The 24,039-nt window shown below is 75.8% G+C and carries 23 protein-coding genes and 1 riboswitch; of the genes, 9 read left to right on the top strand and 14 right to left on the bottom strand.

Annotated elements, in window-relative coordinates; translation table 11 throughout:
* The first annotated feature begins 146 nt into the window (after positions 1 to 146).
* The 8 genes from ASF47_RS00875 to ASF47_RS00910 all read left to right on the top strand — a co-directional run bounded on the left by ASF47_RS00875 (position 147) and on the right by ASF47_RS00910 (position 8,036).
* Complete coding sequence (locus tag ASF47_RS00875) at positions 147 to 1,499, top strand: ABC transporter substrate-binding protein (RefSeq protein ID WP_056862156.1); 1,353 nt, start codon at positions 147 to 149, stop codon at positions 1,497 to 1,499.
* The gene (locus tag ASF47_RS00880) at positions 1,496 to 2,455 is read left to right on the top strand and encodes a carbohydrate ABC transporter permease (RefSeq protein ID WP_200918907.1); all 960 of its coding nucleotides are present in this window, start codon (positions 1,496 to 1,498) and stop codon (positions 2,453 to 2,455) included. Before ASF47_RS00875 ends, ASF47_RS00880 begins: the two co-directional genes overlap by 4 nt.
* Positions 2,452 to 3,276, top strand: coding sequence for a carbohydrate ABC transporter permease (locus tag ASF47_RS00885; protein ID WP_228941392.1), 825 nt, complete (start codon positions 2,452 to 2,454; stop codon positions 3,274 to 3,276). Before ASF47_RS00880 ends, ASF47_RS00885 begins: the two co-directional genes overlap by 4 nt.
* A 69-nt stretch (positions 3,277 to 3,345) precedes the next feature.
* On the top strand, positions 3,346 to 4,338 hold the full coding sequence (locus ASF47_RS00890; RefSeq protein WP_056862157.1) for an acetylxylan esterase: 993 nt from the start codon (positions 3,346 to 3,348) through the stop codon (positions 4,336 to 4,338).
* A gap of 30 nt (positions 4,339 to 4,368) precedes the next feature.
* Positions 4,369 to 4,722, top strand: coding sequence for a helix-turn-helix domain-containing protein (locus ASF47_RS21605; RefSeq protein ID WP_200918908.1), 354 nt, complete (start codon positions 4,369 to 4,371; stop codon positions 4,720 to 4,722).
* Positions 4,723 to 4,750: 28 nt separating this feature from the next.
* A riboswitch (cobalamin riboswitch) is annotated at positions 4,751 to 4,930 on the top strand.
* A gap of 134 nt (positions 4,931 to 5,064) precedes the next feature.
* Positions 5,065 to 6,078 carry a FecCD family ABC transporter permease gene (locus ASF47_RS00900; protein ID WP_056862852.1) on the top strand — a complete coding sequence of 338 codons (1,014 nt, stop codon included), beginning with the start codon at positions 5,065 to 5,067 and terminating at the stop codon, positions 6,076 to 6,078.
* A complete protein-coding gene (locus ASF47_RS00905; protein ID WP_082499877.1) occupies positions 6,075 to 6,863 on the top strand; it encodes an ABC transporter ATP-binding protein in 789 nt (262 codons plus the stop codon). Before ASF47_RS00900 ends, ASF47_RS00905 begins: the two co-directional genes overlap by 4 nt.
* 75 nt (positions 6,864 to 6,938) lie before the next feature.
* Positions 6,939 to 8,036: an ABC transporter substrate-binding protein gene (locus ASF47_RS00910; RefSeq protein ID WP_200918909.1), complete on the top strand. Its 1,098-nt coding sequence runs from the start codon at positions 6,939 to 6,941 to the stop codon at positions 8,034 to 8,036.
* A gap of 9 nt (positions 8,037 to 8,045) precedes the next feature.
* Here the strand turns inward: ASF47_RS00910 and ASF47_RS00915 are convergent, their stop codons facing one another.
* Complete coding sequence (locus ASF47_RS00915) at positions 8,046 to 8,630, bottom strand: helix-turn-helix domain-containing protein (RefSeq protein WP_082499878.1); 585 nt, start codon at positions 8,628 to 8,630, stop codon at positions 8,046 to 8,048.
* Positions 8,631 to 8,731: 101 nt separating this feature from the next.
* On the opposite strand from ASF47_RS00915, the gene ASF47_RS00920 reads away from it, so the two are divergent.
* The gene (locus tag ASF47_RS00920) at positions 8,732 to 9,388 is read left to right on the top strand and encodes a class I SAM-dependent methyltransferase (RefSeq protein ID WP_056862160.1); all 657 of its coding nucleotides are present in this window, start codon (positions 8,732 to 8,734) and stop codon (positions 9,386 to 9,388) included.
* Positions 9,389 to 9,393: 5 nt separating this feature from the next.
* On the opposite strand, the gene ASF47_RS00925 is transcribed toward ASF47_RS00920, so the two are convergent.
* The 13 genes from ASF47_RS00925 to ASF47_RS00985 all read right to left on the bottom strand — a co-directional run bounded on the left by ASF47_RS00925 (position 9,394) and on the right by ASF47_RS00985 (position 24,033).
* A complete protein-coding gene (locus ASF47_RS00925) occupies positions 9,394 to 10,482 on the bottom strand; it encodes an MSMEG_0565 family glycosyltransferase (protein ID WP_056862161.1) in 1,089 nt (362 codons plus the stop codon).
* Positions 10,479 to 11,318, bottom strand: a complete 840-nt coding sequence (locus ASF47_RS00930; RefSeq protein WP_056862162.1) for a carbon-nitrogen hydrolase family protein — start codon at positions 11,316 to 11,318, stop codon at positions 10,479 to 10,481. Before ASF47_RS00930 ends, ASF47_RS00925 begins: the two co-directional genes overlap by 4 nt.
* Positions 11,318 to 12,589: an MSMEG_0569 family flavin-dependent oxidoreductase gene (locus ASF47_RS00935; RefSeq protein WP_056862855.1), complete on the bottom strand. Its 1,272-nt coding sequence runs from the start codon at positions 12,587 to 12,589 to the stop codon at positions 11,318 to 11,320. The genes ASF47_RS00930 and ASF47_RS00935 overlap by 1 nt, the downstream gene beginning before the upstream one ends.
* The gene (locus ASF47_RS00940) at positions 12,586 to 12,915 is read right to left on the bottom strand and encodes an MSMEG_0570 family nitrogen starvation response protein (RefSeq protein WP_056862163.1); all 330 of its coding nucleotides are present in this window, start codon (positions 12,913 to 12,915) and stop codon (positions 12,586 to 12,588) included. Before ASF47_RS00940 ends, ASF47_RS00935 begins: the two co-directional genes overlap by 4 nt.
* Positions 12,908 to 13,828 (bottom strand): carbon-nitrogen hydrolase family protein, encoded by a 921-nt coding sequence (locus ASF47_RS00945; protein ID WP_056862164.1) that lies wholly within the window; start codon positions 13,826 to 13,828, stop codon positions 12,908 to 12,910. Before ASF47_RS00945 ends, ASF47_RS00940 begins: the two co-directional genes overlap by 8 nt.
* Positions 13,825 to 15,240: an MSMEG_0567/sll0787 family protein gene (locus tag ASF47_RS00950; protein WP_200918910.1), complete on the bottom strand. Its 1,416-nt coding sequence runs from the start codon at positions 15,238 to 15,240 to the stop codon at positions 13,825 to 13,827. The genes ASF47_RS00945 and ASF47_RS00950 overlap by 4 nt, the downstream gene beginning before the upstream one ends.
* Positions 15,237 to 16,319: an MSMEG_0568 family radical SAM protein gene (locus tag ASF47_RS00955; protein ID WP_056862165.1), complete on the bottom strand. Its 1,083-nt coding sequence runs from the start codon at positions 16,317 to 16,319 to the stop codon at positions 15,237 to 15,239. The genes ASF47_RS00950 and ASF47_RS00955 overlap by 4 nt, the downstream gene beginning before the upstream one ends.
* A gap of 12 nt (positions 16,320 to 16,331) precedes the next feature.
* The gene (locus ASF47_RS00960; RefSeq protein ID WP_056862166.1) at positions 16,332 to 16,856 is read right to left on the bottom strand and encodes an MSMEG_0572/Sll0783 family nitrogen starvation response protein; all 525 of its coding nucleotides are present in this window, start codon (positions 16,854 to 16,856) and stop codon (positions 16,332 to 16,334) included.
* A gap of 70 nt (positions 16,857 to 16,926) precedes the next feature.
* Complete coding sequence (locus ASF47_RS00965; protein WP_056862167.1) at positions 16,927 to 17,757, bottom strand: amidohydrolase family protein; 831 nt, start codon at positions 17,755 to 17,757, stop codon at positions 16,927 to 16,929.
* A 144-nt stretch (positions 17,758 to 17,901) separates the two neighbouring features.
* A complete protein-coding gene (locus tag ASF47_RS00970) occupies positions 17,902 to 18,897 on the bottom strand; it encodes an arsenic resistance protein (protein WP_056862168.1) in 996 nt (331 codons plus the stop codon).
* Positions 18,894 to 21,422 carry an AMP-binding protein gene (locus tag ASF47_RS00975; protein ID WP_235558570.1) on the bottom strand — a complete coding sequence of 843 codons (2,529 nt, stop codon included), beginning with the start codon at positions 21,420 to 21,422 and terminating at the stop codon, positions 18,894 to 18,896. The genes ASF47_RS00970 and ASF47_RS00975 overlap by 4 nt, the downstream gene beginning before the upstream one ends.
* Positions 21,419 to 22,480, bottom strand: a complete 1,062-nt coding sequence (locus tag ASF47_RS00980) for an ABC transporter ATP-binding protein (RefSeq protein WP_056862169.1) — start codon at positions 22,478 to 22,480, stop codon at positions 21,419 to 21,421. The genes ASF47_RS00975 and ASF47_RS00980 overlap by 4 nt, the downstream gene beginning before the upstream one ends.
* Complete coding sequence (locus ASF47_RS00985; RefSeq protein WP_056862170.1) at positions 22,477 to 24,033, bottom strand: ABC transporter permease; 1,557 nt, start codon at positions 24,031 to 24,033, stop codon at positions 22,477 to 22,479. Before ASF47_RS00985 ends, ASF47_RS00980 begins: the two co-directional genes overlap by 4 nt.
* Between the last annotated feature and the right edge of the window lie 6 nt (positions 24,034 to 24,039).

The following is a 24,039-nucleotide window of genomic DNA, read 5'->3' on the forward strand; positions in this document are numbered from 1 at the left end:
GCGGCCAGCGAGGGTCCGCGCAGCGGCTGGATCGTTCCATAAAAGTGCTTTACAAGAAGTTGTTGACGCGCGTGACGGACGCCACTTAGGTTGGCGCCGTCGCGGACTCGGGTCCCACCCGCGGCACCCCGATCGAAGGAGCACCCGTGACCAGGACGACCGTCCGCTTCCCCGCCCGGCTCACCGGCCTCGTGGCGACCCTCTCCGTGCTGGCCGTGGCCGGCTGCGGCGCGCCGGGGTCGGGCAACGAGACCGCGACCCAGGACCCCGACCGCGAGGTGGGCACCGAGCTCACCGACGAGGACGTGACCCTGGACCTCTACCTCGAGACCGGCTTCCCGCTGGTCGAGGAGCTGAGCGAGGAGTTCACCCGCCAGCACCCCAACATCACCTTCGACATCCGCAGCGACCAGTTCGCCGCGCTGACCGAGAACGCCCCGCGCGTCATGGCCAGCGACGACGCCCCCGACCTCATCCGCCTGCCCACGATCGTCGACGCGGCCAAGGACGGGCTGCTGCTCGACCTCGACCCCTACTACGACGCCTTCGGCTGGGACGAGTTCCCCGAGTCGCAGCTCGAGCAGCTCCGGGTCGACGACGACGGCACCCGCGGCAGCGGCTCGCTCTACGCCATGGGCGTGGGCTACTCGGTGACGGGCGTCTACTACAACACCCGCATCGCCGAGGAGATCGGGCTCGAGGAGCCGCCGGCCACCATCGACGAGCTCGAGGACGCCATGGCCGAGGCCAAGGCCGCCGGCGAGCAGCCGATCGTGCAGTTCAACGACATCGGCGGCGTGGCCTTCCCGTTCCAGGCCCTGCTGAACCAGATGGGCGACCCGGCCGAGGTGGCCGCGTGGACCTACCAGAAGCCCGGCGCCACCATCGACACCCCGGCCGCCGTCGAGGCGGCCGACTACGTCGGGCGCTGGGCCGAGGAGGGCTACTTCCCCTCCGACGCCAACAGCCTCGACTACACCACGATGATGGGCCGCTTCGTCGACGGCGAGGGCCTGTTCATGTTCAACGGCGACTGGGAGTCGGCCAACCTCGACTCCTCGATGGGCGAGGACGTCGGCTTCTTCCTCATGCCCCCCGTCGAGGAGGGCAACGCCCCGGTCGCGATGGGCGCCCCCAACACCTACGCGATCCCGGCCAAGGCCGAGCACGCCGACGAGATGGCCTACTTCCTGAACTGGGTCCACACCGACGAGACCGCCCGCGAGATCGTCGTCGAGCAGGGCGGTGCCGCCCCCGGCGGGCCCGCCTCGCTGCCGCTGCCCGAGGTCGACCCCGACTCGCTGATCGCCCAGACCCTCGCCGGCGCCCAGACCATCGGGGAGTCGGGGGTGCTGGTGGACTTCATCGCCAACGCCACCTCCGGCATCTACGCCAACTCGATCCGCCCGGAGCTCCAGTCGCTCCTCGACGGCCGCACCAGCGGCGCCGACGTCCCCCCGGCGCTCCAGGCGACCTACGAGGACGAGCTGTCGTCGTGAGCGTCTCCGCAGCTCCCGTGGCGGCTGGGGAGGCCCTGACCTCCCCGGCCGCCACGGGCCGCGCACCCCGGCGCGGTCCCCGCCCCGGCGGCCTGCGCCGGTGGGGCCACCTGGCCTTCGTCGCGCCGGCCCTGGCCTTCTACGGCTACTTCGTGCTCTTCCCGCTCGGCACCTCGGTGCAGTACTCCCTCTACGACTGGAACGGCATCGGCCCCGCCACGTGGGTGGGTGCGGAGAACTACCGCCGGGTGCTCACCGACCCCGACCAGCTCGAGACGCTGCTGCACGCCTTCGAGCTGATCCTGTTCTTCACCGTCGTGCCCGTCGTGCTCGGCCTGGTCGCCGCCTCGCTGATGCACGGGCTGCGACCGGGTCCCTTCGCGACCGTCTCGCGCACCGTGCTCTTCATCCCGCAGGTCATCCCGCTGGTGGCCGCCGGCATCGTGTGGGACTGGGTCTACTCCAGCGACGGCATCGCCAACGAGGTGCTGCGCGCGATCGGGCTCGGCGACGTCGCCCGGCCCTGGCTGGCCGACTTCGAGACCGCGCTGCCCGCGGTGGGGCTCATCGGCTCCTGGGTGATGCTCGGCCTGTGCACCCTGCTGCTGCTCACCGGCATCAGCAAGATCGACCCCTCGCTGTACGAGGCGGCCCGCATCGACGGGGCCGGGCGGCTCAGCGAGCTGCGCCACGTCACCCTGCCCGGTCTGCGCCGCGAGCTGGGCGTCTGCGTCACGGTCACGATGATCGCGGCGCTGGCCAGCTTCGACATCATCTACATCTCGACCCAGGGCGGTCCCGGCCGCTCCACGATGGTGCCCGGGGTGGAGATCTACCGCCTCGCCTTCACCGAGCGCGAGATCGGGCGGGCCTCGGCCATGGCCGTCGTGCTCATGGTGCTGGTGCTCGTCACGATCGTCCCCGTCCAGCGACTGACCCAGAGGGCCGACCAGTGACCGCGACCCGCCGCGCCGACCTCGCCGGACGGGGCCTCCTCGTCGTCTTCATGGTGCTGACCCTCGTGCCCTTCGCCAGCCTGTTGCTCACCGCGCTCCAGCCGCAGGGCAGCATCCCCACCGGGCTCAGCTGGCCCGCCGACCCGCAGTGGCACAACTTCGTCGACGCCTACCGCGTCGCCGACCTCACCCCGCTGCTGGTCTCGAGCATGCTCATCGTGGCCGGCGTCGTGCCCGCTGCGCTGGTGCTTGCCAGCCTGGCCGGCTACGGGCTGGCCTCGCTCAAGGTGCCCGGCGCGTCGTGGATCTTCCTGCTCTTCGTGCTCGGGCTCACCATCCCGTTCGAGTCGCTCATCACGCCGCTCTACTACCAGATCGAGGCGCTCGGGCTGCTCAACACCCGCGCCGCGCTCGTGCTGCCGCTCATCGCGCTCTACATGCCCTTCGCGGTCTTCTGGATGCGGGCGCACTTCCTCACCGTGCCGGTCGAGCTCTCCGAGGCGGCCTACGTCGACGGCGCCGGGGCCTGGCGCACCTTCCGCCACATCCACCTGCCGCTGGCCGTGCCGGCCCTGTCGTCGCTGGCGATCCTGCTCTTCCTGTGGACCTGGAACCAGTTCATCCTCGCCATCGTCCTGGTCAGCGACCCCAGCAAGCGCACGATGGCCGGCGCGCTCGGCGCCTTCCAGGGCCAGTACGGCACCGACATCGTGCTGCTCTCCGCCGGCTCCCTGCTCATCCTGGCGCCCACCGTCGCGGTCTTCGTGCTCTTCCAGCGCCAGTTCTCCCGCGCGCTGCTCCAGGGCGCCGTCAAGGGCTGACCGCCCGCCGCTGCGCGCCCCTCCCGTCCACGCCCGTCCGCGCCCGTTCCCGACCCCTCGAGGACCACCGTGCCCCAGTACGACCTTCCCGCCGCCGAGCTCGCCGCCTACCGCGGCAGCGTCACCGAGCCCACCGGCCTCGCCGCCTTCTGGGAGGAGACCCTCCAGGCCTCCCGAGCGCGTGCCCGCGCTCCCCGGGTGGAGCCCGTCGACGCCCGCCTGCCCCTGGTCGAGGTGAGCGACGTGACCCTCAGCGGCTACGACGGCGAGCCCGTGCGGGCGTGGTACCGCCGCCCCGCCGGGGTGGGCGGCGACCTCCCGCTGGTCATCCGCTACCAGGGCTACACCGGCGGCCGCGGCCTGCCCCACCAGGTGCCGCACTGGACGCTGGCGGGCTACGCCACCCTCGACGTCGACAGCCGCGGCCAGGGCTCCGGCGGCGGCTGGGTCGGCGACACCCCCGACCCCCACGGGCACGGACCGTCGTACCTCGGGGGCTTCATGACGCGGGGCCTGGAGGACCCGGCCCGGCACTACTACCGCCGGCTCTTCACCGACGCGGTGCTGGCGGTCGACGCCGGCGTCGCGCTGCCGGGCGTCGACCGCGACCGGGTCGTCGTCGCCGGCGTCAGCCAGGGCGGCGGCATCGCGCTGGCCGTCTCGGGCCTGCACGACGGGCTGGCCGGCGTGCTCGCCGACGTGCCCTTCCTGTGCGACATGCCGCGCGGGGTGGCCATCGCCTCGACCGGCCCCTACCTCGAGGTGGCGGCGTTCCTCGCCTCCCACCGCGACGCCGCCGACCGCGCCTTCGCCACGCTCGCCCACTTCGACGCGGCGGTGCTGGGGCGCCGCGCGAGCGCGCCCGCGCTGATGTCGGTGGCGCTGATGGACACCGTCTGCCCGCCCTCCACCGTGCACGCGGCCCGCAACACCTACGGCGGCCCCAGCGAGCTGGTCGTCTACCCGTGGAACGACCACGAGGGCGGGCAGTTCCACCAGGAGGCGGCCCAGCTGGAGTGGCTGGCCAAGCTCCTCGGCGGCCCCACCCCCGGCCGGGCCTGAGCCGTGCCCGCGCGGGTCACCGTGGCCGACGTGGCCCGGGAGGCGCGGGTCTCGGTGGCCTCGGTCTCCCGGGCGCTCAACGACGCCCCGGGCGTCGGCGCCGCGACCCGCGACCACGTGCGCGCCGTCGCCCGACAGGTGGGCTACGAGCGCTTCGCCCCGGCCGCCGACCTGGCGCACGGAGCGGGCCGCGGCTCCGGCCCCGGGGCGGCCACGATGGCCGACGTCGCGGCCCGCGCGGGGGTCTCGCCCGCCACCGTCTCGCGCGCCCTCGCCGGCTCGCCCCGGGTCAGCGCCTCCACCCGCGCGCGGGTCGAGGCGGCCGCGCGGGAGCTCGGCTACACCGTCTGCACCGCCGCGGCCTCGACCGCCCGGGCCCGGTGAGCGCGGCGCCGGGGGCGACCACGGCGTGCTAACTTCGCCGCGAGCCAGAACACATCTGACGATGTGCGGGAATCCGGTGAGAATCCGGAGCTGACGCGCAGCGGTGAGAGTGACTGGTGGGACGACGCACCACTGGGCCCGTGGCCTGGGAAGGTGTCCCACCGGGACGAACTCGAGTCCGAAGACCGGCTGGCTCGCCTGACCGATGCCGGCCCGCGCGACTCGGGTCCCCGACAGATGCGAGACCCCGCTGTGGCCGTGACCCGTCCCGCCCCGCCGACCGCGCCCGCGCGCGCCGCCGACCCGCCCCCGCCCGGCGTACGACGCGGCCCGCGGCTCGCGCTGCACCTGGGCCTGCTGGCGGCCCTGGCCGTCTCGCTCGTGGTGGCCCTCGCGCTGGGCTCGGAGCGGCTGCCGGTGGGCGGGGTCGTCGACGTGGTGCGCGAGCGCGTGCTGCACGGGCGCCCGGGCCCCGACCCGGTGCTCGACGTCATCGTCTGGGAGCTGCGCGCCCCGCGCGTGCTGATGGCGGCGGTGGTCGGCGCCGGGCTCGCGCTGGCCGGCACGGCGATGCAGACCCTGGTGCGCAACCCGCTGGCCGACCCCTACCTGCTCGGGGTCTCGGCGGGTGCCGGCGTCGGGGCGACGGCGGTCATCGCATTCGGTGCGCTCGCCGCGCTCGGGGCGTGGGCGCTGTCGGTGGGCGCCCTGCTCGGGGCGCTCGGCGCGGCGGTGCTCGTCTTCGGGGTCTCGCTGGCCCAGGGCGGCCTGACCCCGCTGCGGCTGGTGCTGACCGGGGTGGTGATGTCGTCGGCCTTCTCGTCGGTCTCCAGCCTCATGGTCTTCCTCGGCGAGGAGCCCCGCGCGACCGAGTCGGTGCTCTTCTGGCTGCTCGGCTCGCTCGCGGGCGCGACGTGGGCGCAGCTGGTGGCGCCCGCGGCGGCGGTGCTGGTGGCGGCGGTGCTCGTCGTCGGCGTGCACGGCTGGCTCGACGCGCTGGCCACCGGCGACGACACCGCCGCCGCGGTCGGCGTGCCGGTCGCCGCGCTGCGGGTCGCGCTCTTCGTCCTCACCTCCGCCCTCGTCGGGGTGCTGGTGGCGGTCTCGGGGGGCATCGGCTTCGTCGGCCTCGTCGTGCCCCACCTGGCGCGCCTGGTCGTCGGCGGCGGCCACCGGGCGATGCTCCCGGTGGCCGCGCTCGGTGGCGCGGTCTTCCTGGTGTGGGTCGACGTGGTCGCCCGCACCGTCGTGAGCCCGCAGGAGATCCCGCTGAGCGTGGTCACCGGCCTCGTGGGCGCGCCGGTCTTCCTGCTGCTGCTCGGGCGCCGGCGCTACCACTTCGGGGGCGGGGCGTGAGCGGCCGGCCCGCACCGGCCCTGACGGCCCGGGCGCTGTCGTGCGCGGTCGGCGGGCGCGTCGTGCTGCGCGGTGTCGACCTCGACCTGGCACCCGGCAGCACCACCGCCGTGCTCGGCGTCAACGGCTCGGGGAAGACGACGCTGCTGCGCACGCTGGCGGGCCTGACGCGCCCCGAGACCGGGGCGGTGCTGGTCGGCGACCGCGAGGTCCACGACCTGCCGGCGCGCCGCCGGGCGCAGGTCGTGGCGTTCGTGGCGCAGGAGGAGAGCCCGCCGGCCGACATGACCGCGGGGGAGTTCGTGGCGCTGGGGCGCCTGCCCCACCACCGGCCGTGGGCGCGCGGCGACGGCGACCGGCCCCACGCCCGCGCCGCCCTCGCCGAGGTCGGGCTCGACGCCGCCCTCGACCGGCCCTGCGCCCAGCTCTCGGGCGGCGAGCGGCGGCGGGTCTGCCTGGCCCGCGGCCTGGTGCAGGACTGCGAGCTGCTCGTGCTCGACGAGCCGACCAACCACCTCGACGTGAGCCACCAGGTGGCGCTGCTCGCGCTGCTGCGCGCCTCCGGGCGCACCGTGCTGACCGCGCTGCACGACCTCGCGCTCGCCGCGGCCCACGCCGACCAGGTGGTCGTGCTCCACGAGGGCCGGGTCCACGCCGCGGGTGCACCGCACGACGTGCTCACCCCCGACGTCGTCGCCCGGGTCTTCGGCGTCGACGCCGCCCACCTCAGCGACCCGCGGGGTCGCCACCACCTCGTCGTCGGCCCCGGCCGCCACCTGCGCTGACCCGGCTCCGCCGCGTCGGCCCACCGCCCTCCCGCCGCCCTCCCGTCGCTCCTCCCTCCCGAAGGCAGGTCCTCCGTGCACCGTCCCCTCCCCGTCCGTCCCCTCCCGGTCCGTCTCCTCGCCGTCCGCCCCGTCTCCGCGCTCGCCGCCGTGGCGGTCCTGGCCCTGACGACGTCGTGCGGTGCCGGCCCCGCGACCGGCCCGGCGGCGGGCTCGCCGGGCGCGACCGGCGCCTCGCTCGTGCTCGAGAACTGCGGGGAGGAGCGCGCCTACCCCGACCCGGCCGAGCGCCTCTACGTCTACGACGGCGGCATGATCGCGATGGTGCTCGCCGTGGGCGCGGCCGACGCCGTCGCCGGCATCAGCGGGCTCCAGGACGACGCCGAGGCCCTGGCCCGGGTCTACGGCGAGGACGTCGTGGCCGACCTCCCGGTGGCCAGCGAGGACCGCCCCACGGTCGAGAACGTCCTGCTCCAGCGCCCCGACCTCATGGTCGCCGGCTGGAGCTACGGGTGGGACGAGGACGCCGGTCTGACCCCCGACGGGCTGGCCGAGCGCGGCATCGCGGCGTGGACCCTCACCGAGTCGTGCCGCCAGGGCGACGGCGAGAGCCGCGGCGTCGTCGACCCCTGGACCGCGCTGAGCACCGACCTGACCGCGCTGGGCCGCCTCACCGGGCACGAGGACGACGCGGCCGCCCGGGTCGCCGACGTCGAGGAGCGCCTGGCCCGGCTGCGGCAGGCGCCGCGGGCCGCGGAGACGCCCACCGTGTTCCTCTTCGACAGCGGCACCGCCTCGCCCTTCACCAGCGGCTCCTACGGCGGGCCGCAGGGCGTCATCGACGCGGCCGGTGCCCGCAACGCCACCGAGGACGTCGCCGACACCTGGACCACCGTCTCCTGGGAGCGGGTGGCGGCCGCCCGGCCCGACTACATCGCCTTCGTCGACTACCCCGGCCAGAGCTTCGAGCAGAAGGTCGCCGTGCTGCGGGCCAACCCCGCGACCCGCGACCTGCCCGCGGTGCGCGAGGAGCGCTTCCTCGACCTGCCCTACGCCGCCTGGGTCAGCAGCCCGCTGAACATCGACGCCGCCGAGCAGCTGCGCGCCGCCCTGGAGGAGGTCGACCTGCTGCCCGACTCCGGCCTCGAGCCCGCCCACGACCTGCGGCCCTGAGTCCCCGGCTCAGGGCGCGCGCAGGTGGGCGCGCTGGCCCTGGCGCCCGATGAGGCTGAGGAACTCCACCGGGCCGGCCGAGGTCGCCCCGAACCAGTGCGGCGTGCGGGTGTCGAACTCCACGGCCTCGCCGGGGCCCAGGCGCAGGTCGTGCTCGCCGAGCACGAGGCGCAGCGTGCCGTCGAGCACGTAGGCCCAGTCGTGGCCCTCGTGGGTGCGCAGGGTGGGGCGCGCGTCGTCGCGCCCGGTGGGCAGGACGAACTTGTAGGCCTGGATGCCTCCCGGGCGTCGGGTCAGTGCGATCACGCTGCCGCCGTCACCGGTCGCCACCGGGCGCAGGTGCACCCGGGGGTCTCCGGTGGCCGGGGCGTCGACGAGCTCGTCGAGGGTGACCCCGTGGGCGCGGGCCAGGGGCAGCAGCTGCTCGAGGGTGGGGCGGCGCAGCCCCGACTCGAGCCGCGACAGCGTGCTGGTGGAGACGCCGGTCTCGTCGGCGAGCTCACCGAGCGTGAGGCCGCGGTGCTGGCGCAGGGCACGCAGCCGCGGGCCCACGGCGTCGAGGGTGCGGTCGGCCTGCTCCCGGGGATGGGTCACCGGGCCAGTTTGCCGTTCGGCAACAGAGATTGCCAGGCGTGGTCCGGACCGTCATCGTCGGGAGCCACGGCCGCCGCGGTGGCGGCCACGGAGGGAGACCCGTGACGCACGCGTTCGACAAGGACTACTGGGAGGGCGTCTGGCGCGGCGACCGCGCCCTGGCCATGGCCGCCGGTGGGCCCCACCCCCACCTCGTGGCCGGGACCCGCGACCTCGAGCCCGGCACGGCGCTCGAGGCCGGCTGCGGCGCCGGGGTGGAGGCGGTGTGGCTGGCCGGCGCCGGCTGGCGGGTGACCGGCGCCGACATCGCCGCCGACGCGCTCGCCCGGGCCGCCGAGCGGGCCGCCGCGGCCGGGGTCGCCGACCGGGTCCGGTGGGTCGAGGCCGACCTGTCGGTCTGGGAGCCCGAGGAGCGCTTCGACCTCGTCACCACCCACTACGCCCACCCGGCCACCCCGCAGCTGGACTTCTACGACCGTCTCGCGAGCTGGGTCGCCCCCGGCGGCACGCTGCTGCTGGTCGGTCACCTCCACGACGAGGGTCACCAGCACGGCTCCCGTCACGGGCACGGGCACGGGCACGGCGAGGAGGCGGGACCGCCGGCGGAGGCCTCGGTGCGCGCCGCCGACGTCGTGGCGCGGCTCGACCCGGCGCGGTGGGAGGTGGTCACGGCCACCGAGTCGCGCCGCACCGTCACCGTGCCCGACGGGCGGGAGGTGGCGGTGCACGACGCCGTCGTGCGGGCCCGGCGCCGCTGAGCGGCTCAGCCCAGCGCGCGGTAGAAGGCGAGGTGCTCCGCTGCGGCGCGCCGCCAGGTGAAGCCGTGGCTGTGGGCCCGGCCGCGGGCGGGGTCGGGCGGGGCGGCGAGGGCGTCGAGCAGGGCGGCGGCGATCGCGTCCGGGGTGCCGGCGTACGCGACGTGGTCGCCGAGCACCTCCCGCAGCACGGGCAGGTCGCGCGCCACGACGGGCACCCCGGCGGCGAGGGCCTCGAGCGGGGCCAGGCCGAAGCCCTCCTGGGTGGACACGAAGCCCAGGGCGGCGGCCTCGGCGACCAGGGAGGGCAGGGCGTCGTGGGCGACCACGCCGAGCACCTCGGGCTCCACGCCCAGCTCGGCCGCGCGGCGGTCGAAGGTGGCGCGGTAGTCGCGGTAGTCGAAGAGGGTCTCGCCGCCGGCGAGCACGAAGCGCAGGTCGGGCACCTCGCGCCGGGCCAGGGCGTAGGCCTCGAGCAGGTCGAGGGTGCCCTTGCGGGGCTCGATGCCGCCGAGGGCCAGCACGTAGCGACCGCACCGCCGTCGCCAGCGGGCGCGGCCCTCGGTGTCGCGCCCGCCGGCCTCGAAGCGGGCGGCGTCGACGCCGTTGGCGATGACGGTGGCCGGCAGGCCCCAGCCGGCCTCGACCTCCGCGGCGACGGCGGCCGAGACGCAGACGCGCGCGACCGGCTCGACCACGGCGCGCTCGTGGCAGGAGACCAGCTCGGGGGTGGTGAAGGTGTCGAGGTGGTGCACGGTGCGCACGCACGGCCCCGAGCGCATGGCGGCGTTGGCGCTGATGCAGTCCTGGGCGTGGACCACGTCGTAGGCGTCGCGCTCGGCGGCGAAGGCCCGGTCGAGGGTGTCGATCGAGCGCAGGATGCGGGGGCCGACCTCGTCGCCGAGGTCGGGGAAGGGCACCGCGTGCACGGTGACCGCCGGGTCGACGGGGCGGAAGAACGCGGTGTCACCGCCGCGGCCGAGGGTCCACAGGTGCACGTCGAGCCCGTCGAGGCCCGCCAGCGCCTCGGCCAGCGCGAGGGTGTGCACGACCCCGCCGCGGGGCTTGGTGGAGTAGGTCAGCAGGGCGATCCTCACGGGTGCCTCCCCGGGGCGTAGGCCGAGCGGCTGAGCTCGTCGAGGTGGTGCAGCGTGCGGCGGGCCCGGGCGACCTCGCCGTCGACGTCGACCGTCGCGACGGCCAGCCCGCCCTTGGTCGAGGTGCGCGCGAGCACGTCGCCGCCCGGGCCCACCACCTTGGCCTGACCCAGGAAGCGCAGCGAGCCCAGGGAACCGGTCTGGTTGGAGGAGGCCCAGACGACCTGGTTCTCCGCGGCCCGGGCGCAGTCGTAGAGGTCGAAGAGACGGGCCTGCCGGTCGTGCACGAGCCGCTCGGCGCGGTCGGTCACCGAGGCGGGCCAGGCCGAGAGGCAGGCCAGGACACGTGCGCCGTCGAGCGCCATCGCGCGGGCCGCCTCGGGGAAGGTCTTGTCGTAGTCGATGAGCAGGCCCAGGCGACCGACCGGGGTGTCGAAGGCGCGGAAGGTGTCGCCGGGGGCGTAGACGCGCGACTCGCCGGCCGGAAGGTGCACCTTGCGGTGGTGGCCGAGCACGCCGTCGCCGGTGAGGCAGACCGCGGCGTTGTAGATGCGTCCGCTGCCGTCGTCGGCGGCCTCGGCGTACCCCAGGCAGACCACCGTGTCGCCGGCGATCCGGGCCACCCGCCGCAGCTCCTCGGAGTCGGGGAGCAGCGCGGGCGGCGGGCCGGAGGGGGTGCGCAGGTCGTCGAGGTAGCCGCCGAGGGCGGCGTCGGGCAGCACGACGACGTCGCAGCCGGCCGCCCGCGCGTCGACGACGATGCCCTCGACCTTGGCCAGCGCGCGGTCGAGGTCGCGCCCGAAGTGCGCGGCGACGGCACCGATGGTGACCGGCACTAGGAGACCCGGCGCACCTGTGGCCGTGCCCCCACGGACTCGCGGATGGTGGCCGCCACGTGCTCGGCGTCGCGGGCGATCCCGAGGAAGCGCCCCGAGCCCCACGTGTGCAGCCAGGGCAGGCCGAGGAAGGACAGCCCCGGCACCGCCGTGACACCGCGGTGGTGGGTGGGGCGCCCGCTGCCGTCGAAGGCGCCGACGCCGACCCACCGGTAGTCGGGGCGGTAGCCGATGGCCCACACCACGCTGGTGACGCCGGCCGCGGCCAGGTCGAGCTCGAGCGGGTCGGCGTCGGGGGTCCACACGGGGGAGTAGCGCGAGGGCGGCGGGGCGTCGATCCCCTCGCGCTCGATCCAGCGGTCGATGTCGGCGCAGATGGAGTTGTAGGTCGCGTCCGCGGCGTCGAGCGCCGCGGTCAGCGTCGGGCGGAACTCCAGGCGTGTGCCGCGGCCGCCGGCCAGCAGGCCGTGGAGCCGCATGCCCTGCGAGGCCAGCAGGCGCAGGTCGAGGTCGCGGCCGCCGTCGCGCCCCGTGACGTAGTGGTTGGTCTTCTCCCGGGCCGCGAGGCCTCCGGGGTACTGCGCGACCGCGGTGTCGTAGAGGCCCATGTCGGCCAGCCAGGTCATGCAGTCGCGGCCGCGGTAGGTGCGCGCGACCCGCGGGGCGTCGCCGAGGGCGAGGTGCACCTGGCGGCCCTCGAGGTGGAGGTCCTCGGCGATCTGGGTGCCGGACTGGCCGCTGCCGACGACGAGCACGCCGCCGTCGGGCAGGTCGGCCGCGCGCTTGTAGTGGGCCGACTCCAGCTGGGTGAGGCCCGGGTCGAGCGCCGCGGCCCAGGGCGGCACGATCGGCACGTGGTAGCCCCCGGTGGCCACGACCACGTGCTCCGCGCTCCAGGTGGTCTCCCCGTCGGGGCCGGTGCTCTCGAGCACGAAGCCGCCGGGCTCGCCCTGGCGCAGGGCGGTGACCCGTGTGTGCTCGCGCAGCGGCGGGTCGAAGGTGGCGGCGTAGCCCCCGAGCCAGGCCACGACCTCGTCGCGGGTCATGAACCCGTCGGGGTCGGGGCCGTCGTAGGCGTAGCCCGGCAGGCGGCAGTGCCAGTTGGGGGTGACCAGGGTGAAGTTGTCCCAGCGGGTGTCGGCCCACTCGTGGGCGGCCGTGGCGGCCTCGAGCACGACGTGGTCGATCCCGTCGCGGGTCAGGCACCAGCTCGTCGCGAGCCCGGCCTGGCCGCCGCCGACGACGGCGACGGTGGTGTGCACGGTGGTCATGGGCGCTCCGGGGTCGTGGGGCTGGTGGGTGCGGCGGCGGGCAGCGGGGGCCACATCCGCACGACCTCGACGAGGTCGTCGGGGCGGTGCACGGCGGCTCGGCGCCGCACCAGCTCGGCGCTGGCGGCGGCCGAGGTGCAGGCGAAGCCGTAGCGCTGCCGCACGCGCTCGCCGGCCTCGGCGAGCGCGGTCGTGGCGCGGTGGGCGAAGTCGGCGACGGTGTAGCGGGCGCCGGGGGCGAGGTGGTCGTGCATGACCAGCGAGGGCGACCAGCAGTCCTGGAGGCTGCCGTCGGGCCAGCGCACCGAGACCGTCATCTCAGGCATGCGCCACGACCCGCTCGTGCTCGACGTAGAGGTCGGGGCGCCGGTCGCGCAGGTGGAACATCGCGCGCCGGGCGGTGCCGAGCAGCTCCTCGACGTCGACCCGGGCGTAGGCGACGCCCTCGGTGGTGCCGGTGGCGGCGAGCACGTCGCCGCCGGGTCCGACGACCTTGGCCGAGCCGACGAAGCGCAGCGACCCGAAGGTGCCGGCCTGGTTGGAGGCCACCCAGAGGACCTGGTTCTCCAGCGCCCGGGCCTGGTCGAAGAGGTCGAAGCGCCGCTTCCAGCGGTCGTCGGCCAGGTCGCCGGCCGTGGCTGTGCGCGAGGCCGGCCAGGCCGAGATGCACACGACGGTCTCGGCGCCGTCGAGGGCCAGGCCGCGGGCCGCCTCGGGGAAGGCCTTGTCGTAGCAGATGAGGGCGCCGAGTCGCCCGACGGCGGTGTCGACGGCGCGGAAGACGTCGCCGGCCTCGTAGTAGAGACTCTCGCCGAGGGGCTGGTGCACCTTGCGGTGCACGCCGAGCACCCCCTCGCCGGAGACGATCGCGGCGCTGTTGAAGCGTCGGCCGCCGTCGGACTCGCAGAAGCCGACCACGAGCGTCATCTCGCGGGCGAGCGCGGCCACGCGGCGCAGCTCGGGTCCGTCGGCGTCGAGCACGGGTGGGAGCGAGTCGGGGGCGTCGGGGTGCGTGCCGTCGCGTCCCGAGCCGAGCACCGACAGGTAGCCGCCCAGGCAGGCCTCGGGCAGCGCCAGCAGCGACGTGCCGCGCTCGCGGGCCCGCGCCACCAGGTCGCCGACCTGGCGCAGGTTGTCGTCGAGGTCGCGCCCGAAGCCTGCGCTGACGGCCCCGACGGTGAGCGTGCCGGGCGTGCCGGGCGTGCCGGGCGTGCCGGGCGTGGTGGGTGTGGTGCTCATCGGGAGGACCCCATTCCGGTGACGGTGGAGGTGACGGCGTCGGTGACGACGCCGTCGGGCCAGCGCAGGCCGACGCCCGCGCCGGAGGTGAGCTCGCCGCAGGCGGCGGAGGTGACGAAGGGGGGCAGCGCCGCGCGGGCCGGTGCCGCCTCGGCGGTGACCATGGCGAAGCCGGGGAAGCAGGTCAGCCAGTCGCCGTACGCCGCCCCCTCGGGGGCCGGGACGGCCGCGACGTCGAGCACGGCCCGGCAGCCGGAGGCCTCGGCGAGCATGCCGGTGGTGCCGACCAGGCCGCTCATGCTGACGTCCTTGGCCGCGGTGGGCCGCAGCGCGGGCACGACCCCGGCCAGGGCCCGCAGCTGCGCGCCGGTGCGGTGGCTGGAGGAGTCCCACTGCGACCCGGTGTAGCCCGGGCGCCAGCCGCCGCCGAGGTCGGCGGTGACCCGCAGCGTCTGCCCCGGGCCGGCGCCGCCGCCGGCGACGGGGCGCGAGGTGCGGCCCAGGGCGGTCACCGACAGGGCGGCGGGCACGCCGAGCTGGGTGTGCCCGCCGACGACCGGCACGCCCCAGGCGCGGCTGGCGTCGGTGAGCCCGCGCAGGACGCGGCGGGCGAAGGAGGCGTCGCGGGCGCCGAGGGAGTCGAGCAGCGCGACGGGGGCGGCGCCCATGGCGGAGAGGTCGTTGAGGTTCACCAGCACGGCGCACCAGCCGGCCCACTCCGGGTCGCGCTCGACCATGGAGGGGAGCACGGCGTCGCAGGCGGCGACGAGGTCGGAGCCGGGCACGGGCGCGCCGTCGTCGCCCAGGAACCCGGCCGGCACCCCGGCCGACACCTCGTCGAGCAGGCCGCCCAGGGCGGCCTTGGTGGCGTCGACCAGCCGCTGCACCCGCCCGATCGGCCAGTCCACGACCACGTGGGGGTGGCCGTGCCGGTGGGTGCGCTCGCGCGGCACCCAGCCGAGGCGGCGGAAGAGGGGCTCGTTCTGCGCCTGCACCGTGGCGTCGAAGCGCAGCGCGCCCGCGGCCTCGGCCGCGGCGCAGGCCGCGCGCACCAGGGCGGCGCCGACGCCCAGCAGCAGCCGGGCGTCGGAGGCCACCGCGAGCCGCGAGCCGCGCCACCAGCCGAGGTCGCGCCCGGCGGTGGCGGGGTGGAGCCGCACGCCGCCCAGCACCTCGCCGCCGGCGTCGGGGTGGGTGGCGACGGCGACCAGCACCACGGTGCGCGGGTCGTCGTCGACGTCGTCGCGGTCGGAGCCGACGAAGAGGCCCTGCTCGCGCACGAACACCTCGCGGCGCAGCGCGTGGTAGGCCGCGACCTCGCGGGCCCCGGCGCGCACCACGACGAAGGCGTCGAGGCTCGGAGCCGCCCGGCGGGCGCCGGTGAGGACCACCTCGTCGACCAGGCCGGTCACGACGCGGCCTCCGCCGAGGAGCACGAGCCGAGCGCCGAGCAGGCCCCGCAGGCCGCGCAGCCCGCCGCCTGGTCGCAGCCCAGCATGCCGTGGGCGCGCAGCGCGGCCGCGACCTCGGTGGTGACCCGGTAGACGTCGGCGGGCCTCGGGGCGACGGCTCCGTCGACGTCGACGGCCAGCGTGCCCGCCAGCGGGCGGAAGGGCACGACGAAGGGGTAGACGCCCATCTCGATGAGCTCCACCGCCCCGGCGACGAGCTCGTCGGGGTCCTCGCCGAGGCCGACGAGGAGGTAGGTCGAGACCTGGTTCCACCCGAAGACGCGCACGGCCTCGGCCCAGGCGGCGCGGTAGTCGGCGAGCGGCACCGAGCCCTTGCCGGGCATCCAGGCGAGGCGGGCGGCCTCGTCGAGGGACTCCACGTGGATGCCGATGGAGCGGGCGCCGGCGTCGTGGAGCTCCTGGAGCGAGGCCAGGTCGCCCGGCGGCTCGCACTGCACCTGGATCGGCAGGTCGGGCAGCACCTCGCGCACCGCCCGCACGCAGCGGGCCAGGTGGGTCGCCCCGCGGTCGCGGCCGTTGCTGGTGCCGGTGGTCATCACGAGCTGGGTGATGCCGTCGAGGTCGTGGGCGGCGCGGGCCACCTCGGCGATCTGCGCGGGCGTCTTGACCGCGACCGTCGCGCCGGCGCGCAGCGACTCCTCGATCGCGCAGAAGCGGCAGCGCTCGGCCTCGGCGTACCGCACGCAGGTCTGGACGACGGTCGTGGCCAGCACGTTGCTGGAGTGCAGCCGCGCGATCTGCTCGTAGGGGACGCCGTCGGCGGTCCGGAGGTTGTAGAAGCGGGGGCGGGCCACCGCCTCGACGCCCATGCCGGTGTCGGCGCCGTCGAGGAGCAGCTTGCCGCCGCTCACGGTGTAGGGGCTGCGCGGGTTGAGCGGCACCGCCGCCCCCACACCGTCGAGCAGCAGGTGCCCGTCGTCGCTGGGGCCGGCGCCCGCGCGGCGCGCGACCGGGGCGTCGGACGGGTCGGCGAGGCGGATGCCCAGGATCGCCACGTCCACGCGGGTGTCGGCCGTCATGACGTCAGCCGCTCAGAGGTTGTAGACGGAGTTGATGATGGCGCCCTTGTTGGCGAAGTGGATGACGGCGTCCTGCACGTCGAGCGGGTGGCAGGGGATCACGCCCTCGATGAGGTCCTCCTCGCGCTGGCCGTGCAGGGCCATCCCGAAGCGGCAGCACAGCACCGTGCCGCCCTCGGCGATGAAGGTCTTGATGGCGTCGTTCATGTTCTGGTTGCCGGGGAAGGCGACGTCGCTGGTGGTGGGGAAGCCGCGGGTGTCGGCGCAGGCCAGGGCGCCGGGGCCGTAGAAGTAGAGGGTGGCGTCGAAGCCCTTGCGCAGCGCGCGGGTGGTCTGGAGGACCGCCACGAACGACACCGACGACTCGTGCGGGATGCCGTGCACCAGGGTCAGCCAGGACTGTCCCTCGCTGGCCTGGTAGTCGGGGAAGAGCTTGGTCGAGCCGTAGAGGTTGGTGCCCTTCTCCTGGCTGGGGTGGGGGATCTCCGAGCGGGACTTCTCCATCGCGGCCAGGATCTCGTCGTCGAACACGGACATGTGCGGCTCCTCGGTTGGGGTGCGGGGCTGGGGTGGTGCGTGGTGGTGGTGCGGGTGGTGCTGTGGGGTCTCAGGTGCCGTAGAGGGCGTCGAAGTTGGCGTGGAAGAAGGCGTCGGCGAGCGCACCGTCGCCGGCCGCCGCGGCCAGGCGGGCGTGCTCACCGGCGAAGTCGCCCCAGGGGGCGTCGGTGGCGAAGAGGACCCGGTCGTGGCCCACGCCGCGGCGCTCGATCTCCCGGGCCAGCCAGGCCGGCGCGAAGCCGATGGCCCAGCTGGTGTCGGTGTAGACCTGCTTGCCGGCCTCGATCCAGTCGAAGAAGAGGCCGCCGACGAGCTTGAGGTGGCCGCTCATGCCCCCGCCCAGGTGCACGAGGTGGATCTTGGTGTCGTCGCCGTAGGCCTCCACGAGACGGCTGATCCGGTCGACGTCGGAGGCGGCACCCGGCGAGGTGTGCACGTGCACGACGAGGTCGAGCTCGGCGGCGGTGGTGAACATCCGGTCGAGCTGCTCGGCGCAGTCGGGGGCGTCGGGCGCCCCGCCCAGCAGGAAGCTGGTCTTGAGCGCGACCACGCCGTCCTCGCGGGCCAGGGCGAGAGCCTCGTCGTTGCGCGCCGCGTCGCTCTGCTGCGGGCTCACCCACAGGCCGCAGCGCACGCGGTCGTCGCGCTGCGCCGCCTCGAGGGCGAGGTGGTTGAGCCCGAAGGCCACCGCGGGGTCCGGCACGCCGTAGTTGGGCAGCACCAGCGCCCGCTCCGTGCCCTCGGCGTCGAGGGTCGTGACGAGCTCGGCCACGGTCTCCAGCGCCGTGGTGTCGGGACTGATCGGCGGGCCGCCGTAGAAGCCGTACGCCGGGAGCCGGCCGATGTGCCGGTGGGCGTCGCGGTGGGCGGTGCGGGTCATGGCGAGAAGCCAACGCCCGCGGTGTTGCCGGGTGGTTTCGCGCGGAAGACGATCCGCGGCGCCACGCGTAAGGGTCGTGTTACCTGCGCCGGCTCCGCGAGCCGCGCCACGGGTGGGGGTGCACCAGCCCGCGACGGTGGAACCTCAGGTCGGCGTCGACGGCGCGAGCCGGGGGACCAGCCGCACGAGGACCAGCATGGCCAGCAGCTCGACCATGGTCTGGGTGACGACGGCCAGCGGGGCCAGCGCGAGCGACTCGGGGAGCGCGAGGGCCAGCGGCAGCACGACCAGCGAGTTGCGGGTCGCCACGGAGAAGACGGCCGCGCGCGTGCCCGGCACGTCGAGCCCGGCGGACCGGCTCGCGGCCAGGCCGACCGGCACGGCGAGGACCACGAAGGCGGCGTAGAGGGGCACCAGGCGGGCCAGCTGCAGCGCCTCGGAGCCGACCGCGGCGATCTGGGACCCGATCACGACGGTCAGCGTGAGCATCATCAGCGGCACCATGGCGCCGGCCGTGGCGCGCTCGACGGCGCGCCCGGAGCGGTGGCGACGTCCCAGCGCCTGCACGAGCGCCGCAGCGGCGAGCGGCACCACGATCAGGACGAGGAAGGCCTCCACGAACGGCGCGGGCTCCACGACCGCGAGGACGTCGCCGCCCGCGAAGAGGAGGAGGTACGCCGGGAGGAGGAGCACCTGCGCGAGCATCAGCAGGGGCGCCGCCGCCAGCAGCCGGGCCCGGGCACCACCGGCCAGACCGGCGAAGACGATCACGTAGTCGATGCACGGCGTCAGCAGCACCAGCAGCACGCCGAGCGTCAGCCCCCGGTCGTCGGCGACGAACCGCGACAGCGCGAAGGCGAGGAGCGGCACCACCAGGAAGTTGCCGCCCAGCACCGCTGCGAGGAAGCGGAGGTCGCCGAACGCCCGGCCGACCTCCACGAGGGGCACCCCCAGGAAGGTCGCGAAGAGCAGCAGCGCCAGCGCCGGGTTGATCGCGTGCTCGAGCGACGGGGCGGCCCGGGGGGCCACGAGACCGAGGACTGCCCCGCCCAGGATCGCGACGAGGTAGAGCGCGACCTGGTGGGAGTCCCACCACGCGACGAGCGTGCGGCTGGGCCCGTTGGGTCCTGGGCCGTTCACCTCGGCGGCCGGGGCGCCGGCTCGGCGGGGGCGGGCGCGACCGCCCGGCGGGCGGCCAGGAGGAGCCGGTGGACCCGCGCCGCGGCGAGGCCGACGACGAGGCTCGCCACCAGCGCGGCCCAGGGGTGCCCGGCGTCCTCCAGGGGCGGGTAGACCTGCCAGTGCGTCAGGTAGATCCAGAGCGAGGCCTGAGCGACGGGCACGAGCAGCCGCGCCACCGGCGTCGGCACCCTCACCGGTCGGCGGAGGAGGAGGGCGGCGACGCCGAGCACCGCGACGACCTCCCTCGTCGTGTCCTCGCCGAAGTAGCCCCCCAGGGCCACGACCACCGACGCCGCCACGACCGCCCGCTGCGCCGGGGTCCGGGCCTCGGCGGCGGCCCACCCCAGCGCGACGCAGAAGGCGGCCGTCGCGACGGCGTACTCCTGCAGCGAGGCGGTGCTCCACCCCACGAGCACGAGGCGGAGCGCCACGGTGCCCGCCACGGCGGCCATCGCGGCCTCGAAGCGGTGCGTCCGCTGCCACCGGTCGACGGCCGGGACGGCGAGGAGGGCGGCCAGCGCGAGCAGGCTCCACACCAGGACCTCGAGGAACCAGAACTCCCAGTCGTCGGTCCACCGGTCGGGCCCGAGGAGCTGGTTGAGGTAGAGCGCCGTGGCCGGGTGGTAGTCGCCGGTGACCGCCCCCGCCACGAGGATCCAGACCGAGGCGGGTACGGCGAACGCGGCGACCGTGGCGAGGATCGCGCGGGTCCGGGGCCGGCGTCCCTCCACCGGGAGCGCGAAGCGCGCGACGTTGTAGCCCGCGACCGCGAGCAGCACGTGGGCGCCGCCCATGAGGCTCACCAGGTCGGTGTGGGACGCGACGATGGCCAGGATCGCCACGGCGCGCAGGACCGTCGGCACCTCGAGGAGGGTGGTCCACGCACGCACGGGACGCGCCCGGCGCGCCAGCTCGACGGGGGTCAGGTGCGGCCAGCGCGCCGGGAGGTCGCCGAGCAGGCCGGCGAGTCGCGTGGAGGTCTCCACGAAGGCCAGCGAGTCGCCGCCGAGGTCGACGAAGCTGTCGCCGGTCGTGGCGTCGGGCCGACCGAGCACGACGGCGTAGAGGTCGCGCAGACGCTCGGCGGTGACCGGGCCTGACCCCTCGTCGTGCGCCGAGGCCTCCCGGGCCGCGGAGGCGGCGTGGCGGCGCAGGGCCGCGTGGTCGACCTTGCCGCTCGAGGTGAGCGGCACCGCGGCCAGCGTGTGCACCACCACGGCCCCGTGGGGGAGGCCGGTGGCCGCCCGCAGCGACGCGCGTGCCGCTGCCGCCGACCGGGGGCGGTCGACGAACGCGTGGAGCCGGCCGTCGTGCTCCACCAGGCGGACGGGGACGGTGCACACCTCCTCGAGGCGTCCGAGGTCGAGGCGCAGCCCGAAGAGCTTGACGTGGCGGTCGAGGCGCCCCACGACCTCCCACAGCCCGTCGTCGCACTGCCGGCCGAGGTCGCCGGTGCGCAGCTCGTCGAGCTCGCCGCCCCGCGCGAGGTCGCCGCGCTCCAGGGCGTAGCCCATCATCACGTTGGGCCCGGAGTAGACGAGCTCCCCGACGCCGTCGGGGAGGTCCTGGCCCTCGACCGGCGCGAGACGCAGGTCGCCGCCAGGCACCGGCAGCCCGATGGCGTCGGGCCGGCTCGCGGCGAGGTGGGGCGGGAGGTAGGCCATGCGGGCGGTGGCCTCGGTGGCGCCGTACATGACGAAGAGGTCCCACCCGCGCCGTCGACCCAGCTCGGCGAAGCGCCGGACCGTGGCGGGCGCGAGCCGTCCGCCGGCCTGGGTGAGGTAGCGCAGGTCGGGCAGGTCGCGCTCGGCGAACCCCGAGGCGTCCAGCAGGTCGAAGGTGTGGGGCACGCCGGCCAGGCTGGTGACGCGGTGGCGACGGGCCAGGCGCCAGAAGCACTCGTCGGTGACCGAGAGACCGGTCAGCACCACGGCCGCACCGGCCCGCAGGTGGGAGGTCAGCACCGACAGGCCGTAGCAGTAGTGGATCGGCAGCGAGGTGATCGCGCGGTCCTCGGTGGTGAGAGCGAGGTAGGAGGCGATGCTGTCGGCGTTGGCCAGCACGTTGGCGCGCGAGAGCCGCACCAGCTTGGGCGACCCGGTCGAGCCCGAGGTCGACAGGAGCAGGGCCAGGTCGGGGTGGAGGTCCGCGTCGGCGGCCCCGAGGAAGCGCTCCTCCACCTCGCGGTGGCGCGCGGCGTCGTCGGCACCCAGCAGGACGACGGGGAGGCGCCGGGCCCACGCGGCGAGGAGGTCGACGACGGAGTCGAGGTCGTTGCGGGCGCGGATCGCGAGGAGCCGTCGGGTCCCGCCGAGGGAGGCGGCCCGGGCCGTGACCAGCCCGGCGAGCTCGCCGTAGGTGACCAGGCGGTCGCCGTCGACGAGGGCGAGGTCACCGTGGTCGCCCCCCAGCAGGTCGAGGTCGAGGTCGAGGTCGGGGTCCGGCCGGGTGCCGAGCGGACCGGACGCGGGCAGCGCGGTCACGGCCGACGGTCCGACGAGAACGCCACCACGTCGCCGGTCACGACGACGCCGACCCTCTCCCCGGGCAGGGGCACGACGCCCGCCGGCGTGCGCGCGACGACCAGCTCGCCCGTGGCCAGCCGCACCCGGACGGTGGCGTCGTGGCCGAAGAAGCTGGTGTCGAGGACCTCGGCGGCCACACCACGGTCGGCCGGGGTCACCTGCACCTGCTCCGCGCGCACGGCCACGCGCACCGGGCCGGCCGGCGCCGGGCCACGCAATCCGATCTCACCCAGGGCGCAGCGCACCGCGCCGGGCGCGGACACCTCGACCGTGCCGTCGAGGAACACCGACAGGCCGACGAAGTCGGCGACGCGCTCGTCGGCCGGCGAGAGGTAGACCGCGGCCGGCCGCCCGACCTGGAGCAGTCGCCCGCTGTGCATCACCGCCACCTGGTCGGCCAGGGAGAGCGCCTCGCCCTGGTCGTGGGTCACCAGCAGCGCGGCCGCGCCGCGCCGGCGCAGCGCCCGCACGACCGCGCGTCCGGTCTCCTCCCGCAGGCCGGCGTCGAGGGAGGAGAAGGGCTCGTCGAGGAGCACCATCGAGGGCCGGGGAGCCAGCGCCCGGGCCAGGGCGACCCGCTGCTGCTGGCCGCCCGACAGCTCGTGGGGGTACCGGTCGGCGAGGGCGTCGGGGAGGTCGACGAGCTCGAGGAGGCCCGCGACGGTGGCGCGCGCGGCCCGTCGCTGGGAGCGGGGGAGCCCGAAGACCACGTTGGCCGCGACGTCGAGGTGGGGGAAGAGCCCGCCCTCCTGGGGCACGTAGCCGAGCCGTCGGTGCCGCGGGGCGACCGCGGTCCGGTCGGCGACCACGGGCCGGCCGGCCACCGTGACGGTCCCCGTGCGGGGGGTGACGAACCCGGCGACGGTGCGCAGCAGCGTGGTCTTGCCGCAGCCCGACGGGCCGAGGATGGCGGTGACCCCGTCGGTCACGGTGAGGTCGAGGTCGTGGACGACGTCGCCGTCGCCGTAGCCCACGCTCAGGCCGCGCACCTCCAGCGCTGGCGCCGCGGCCGTCACGACGCCCCTCCGATCGAGACCCGGCCCAGCAGCCACGTCGCCGGGAGCGACAGCAGGACCAGCGCGAGGGCGTAGGGCGCTGCTGCGCCGTAGGCGACCGAGGAGGCGTCGGACCAGAAGCGGGTCGAGAGGGTCTCGGTGCCGATAGGGGCCAGGAGGAGCGTGGCGGTCAGCTCGGTCGAGACCGCGAGCGACACGAGCGCGACCGAGGCGGCCAGGCCCGGCGCCACGAGGGGCACGGTCACCCGCGCGGCCGCCGCCGGGCCCGAGCAGCCGAGCGACCGGGCCACCTCGTCGAGACCGGGCGGCACGAGCTCCAGCGACGCGCGCACGCTGACCACGGCGCGCGGCAGGAACAGGACGGCGTACGCCGCGAGCAGCACCACCACCGTCTGGTAGAGCGCGGGCACCACCCGGATCGACACGGTGACGAGGGCGAGCGCCACCACGATGCCCGGCAGCGACCCCGCGACGTAGGTGCTGCGCTCGACGAGCGTGGCCAGCGGGCCACGGTGCCTGACCGCGAGCCACACGACCGGCACCGCGAGCGCGGTGGCCAGCGCGCCGCCGGCCGCGGCCAGGGCCAGGGTGGAGCCGAGGGCACCGAGCAGGGAGTCGACGTCCAGCCGGGTGGAGGTGCCCCGCACCAGCCACCGCAGCAGGCTCGCCACGGGCACCACGAGCGCCAGGGCGACCAGCAGGGAGAGGCCGGCGACGACGGCGGCCCTGCTCCGCCCGAGGGGGACGCGCTCGCCGGTCCGGCTGACCCCCGACCCGACGCGCGAGCGCCGCCGACGCCCGCGCAGGGCCAGCTCGAGGACGAGCAGCACGGCGCAGAAGCCGACCAGCACCAGGGCGAGCAGCGTGGCCTGCGGTCCGTTGAACACGGTGGCGTACTGCTGGAGGATCGCGGTGGTCAGCGTGGGGTAGTTGAGCAGCTGCAGTGCGCCGTACTCGGCGAGGAGGTGGAGCCCGACGAGGAGCGCGCCGCCGAGGACGGCCGGGCTGATCGCGGGCAGCGTGACCCGCCAGAAGACACCCCGGGCGCCGTGGCCCAGCGACTGCGCGACCTCCTCGACGCTGGGGTCGAGCCGGCGCAGCGCGGCGACCGTGGGCAGGTAGACCAGCGGGTAGTAGGACAGCGTCACCACCATGACGGCCCCGCTGAAGCTCTGCACGGCGTGGGTCGTGGAGACCCAGCCGTAACCGTTGACGAAGGCGGGCACCGCGAGCGGCGCGCACAGCAGGCCGTGCCACCAGCCGCGACCGGGCAGGTCGGTGCGCTCGACCACCCACGCCGCGGCCGTGCCGAGGGCCACGCTGAGCGCGGTCCCGACGAGCAGCAGGCGCACGGTGTTCCACAACAGCTCGCCCACGCGCGGGCGGACCAGGAAGTCGCTCGCCTGCCCGGGCTCGAGCTGGGAGGTGGTCCACAGCACGTAGCCGAGGGGGACGAGGGAGGCGGCCGCGACGAGGAGGCCGGTCAGCACCAGCGGCCACGGCGCGCGGTGGTGGGCCCGCCGACCGCCGGTGCCGGCAGGGACCGCCGTCACCGTGGT

This window comes from Nocardioides sp. Leaf285, assembly GCF_001422955.1.
GTDB lineage: Bacteria > Actinomycetota > Actinomycetes > Propionibacteriales > Nocardioidaceae > Nocardioides > Nocardioides kribbensis.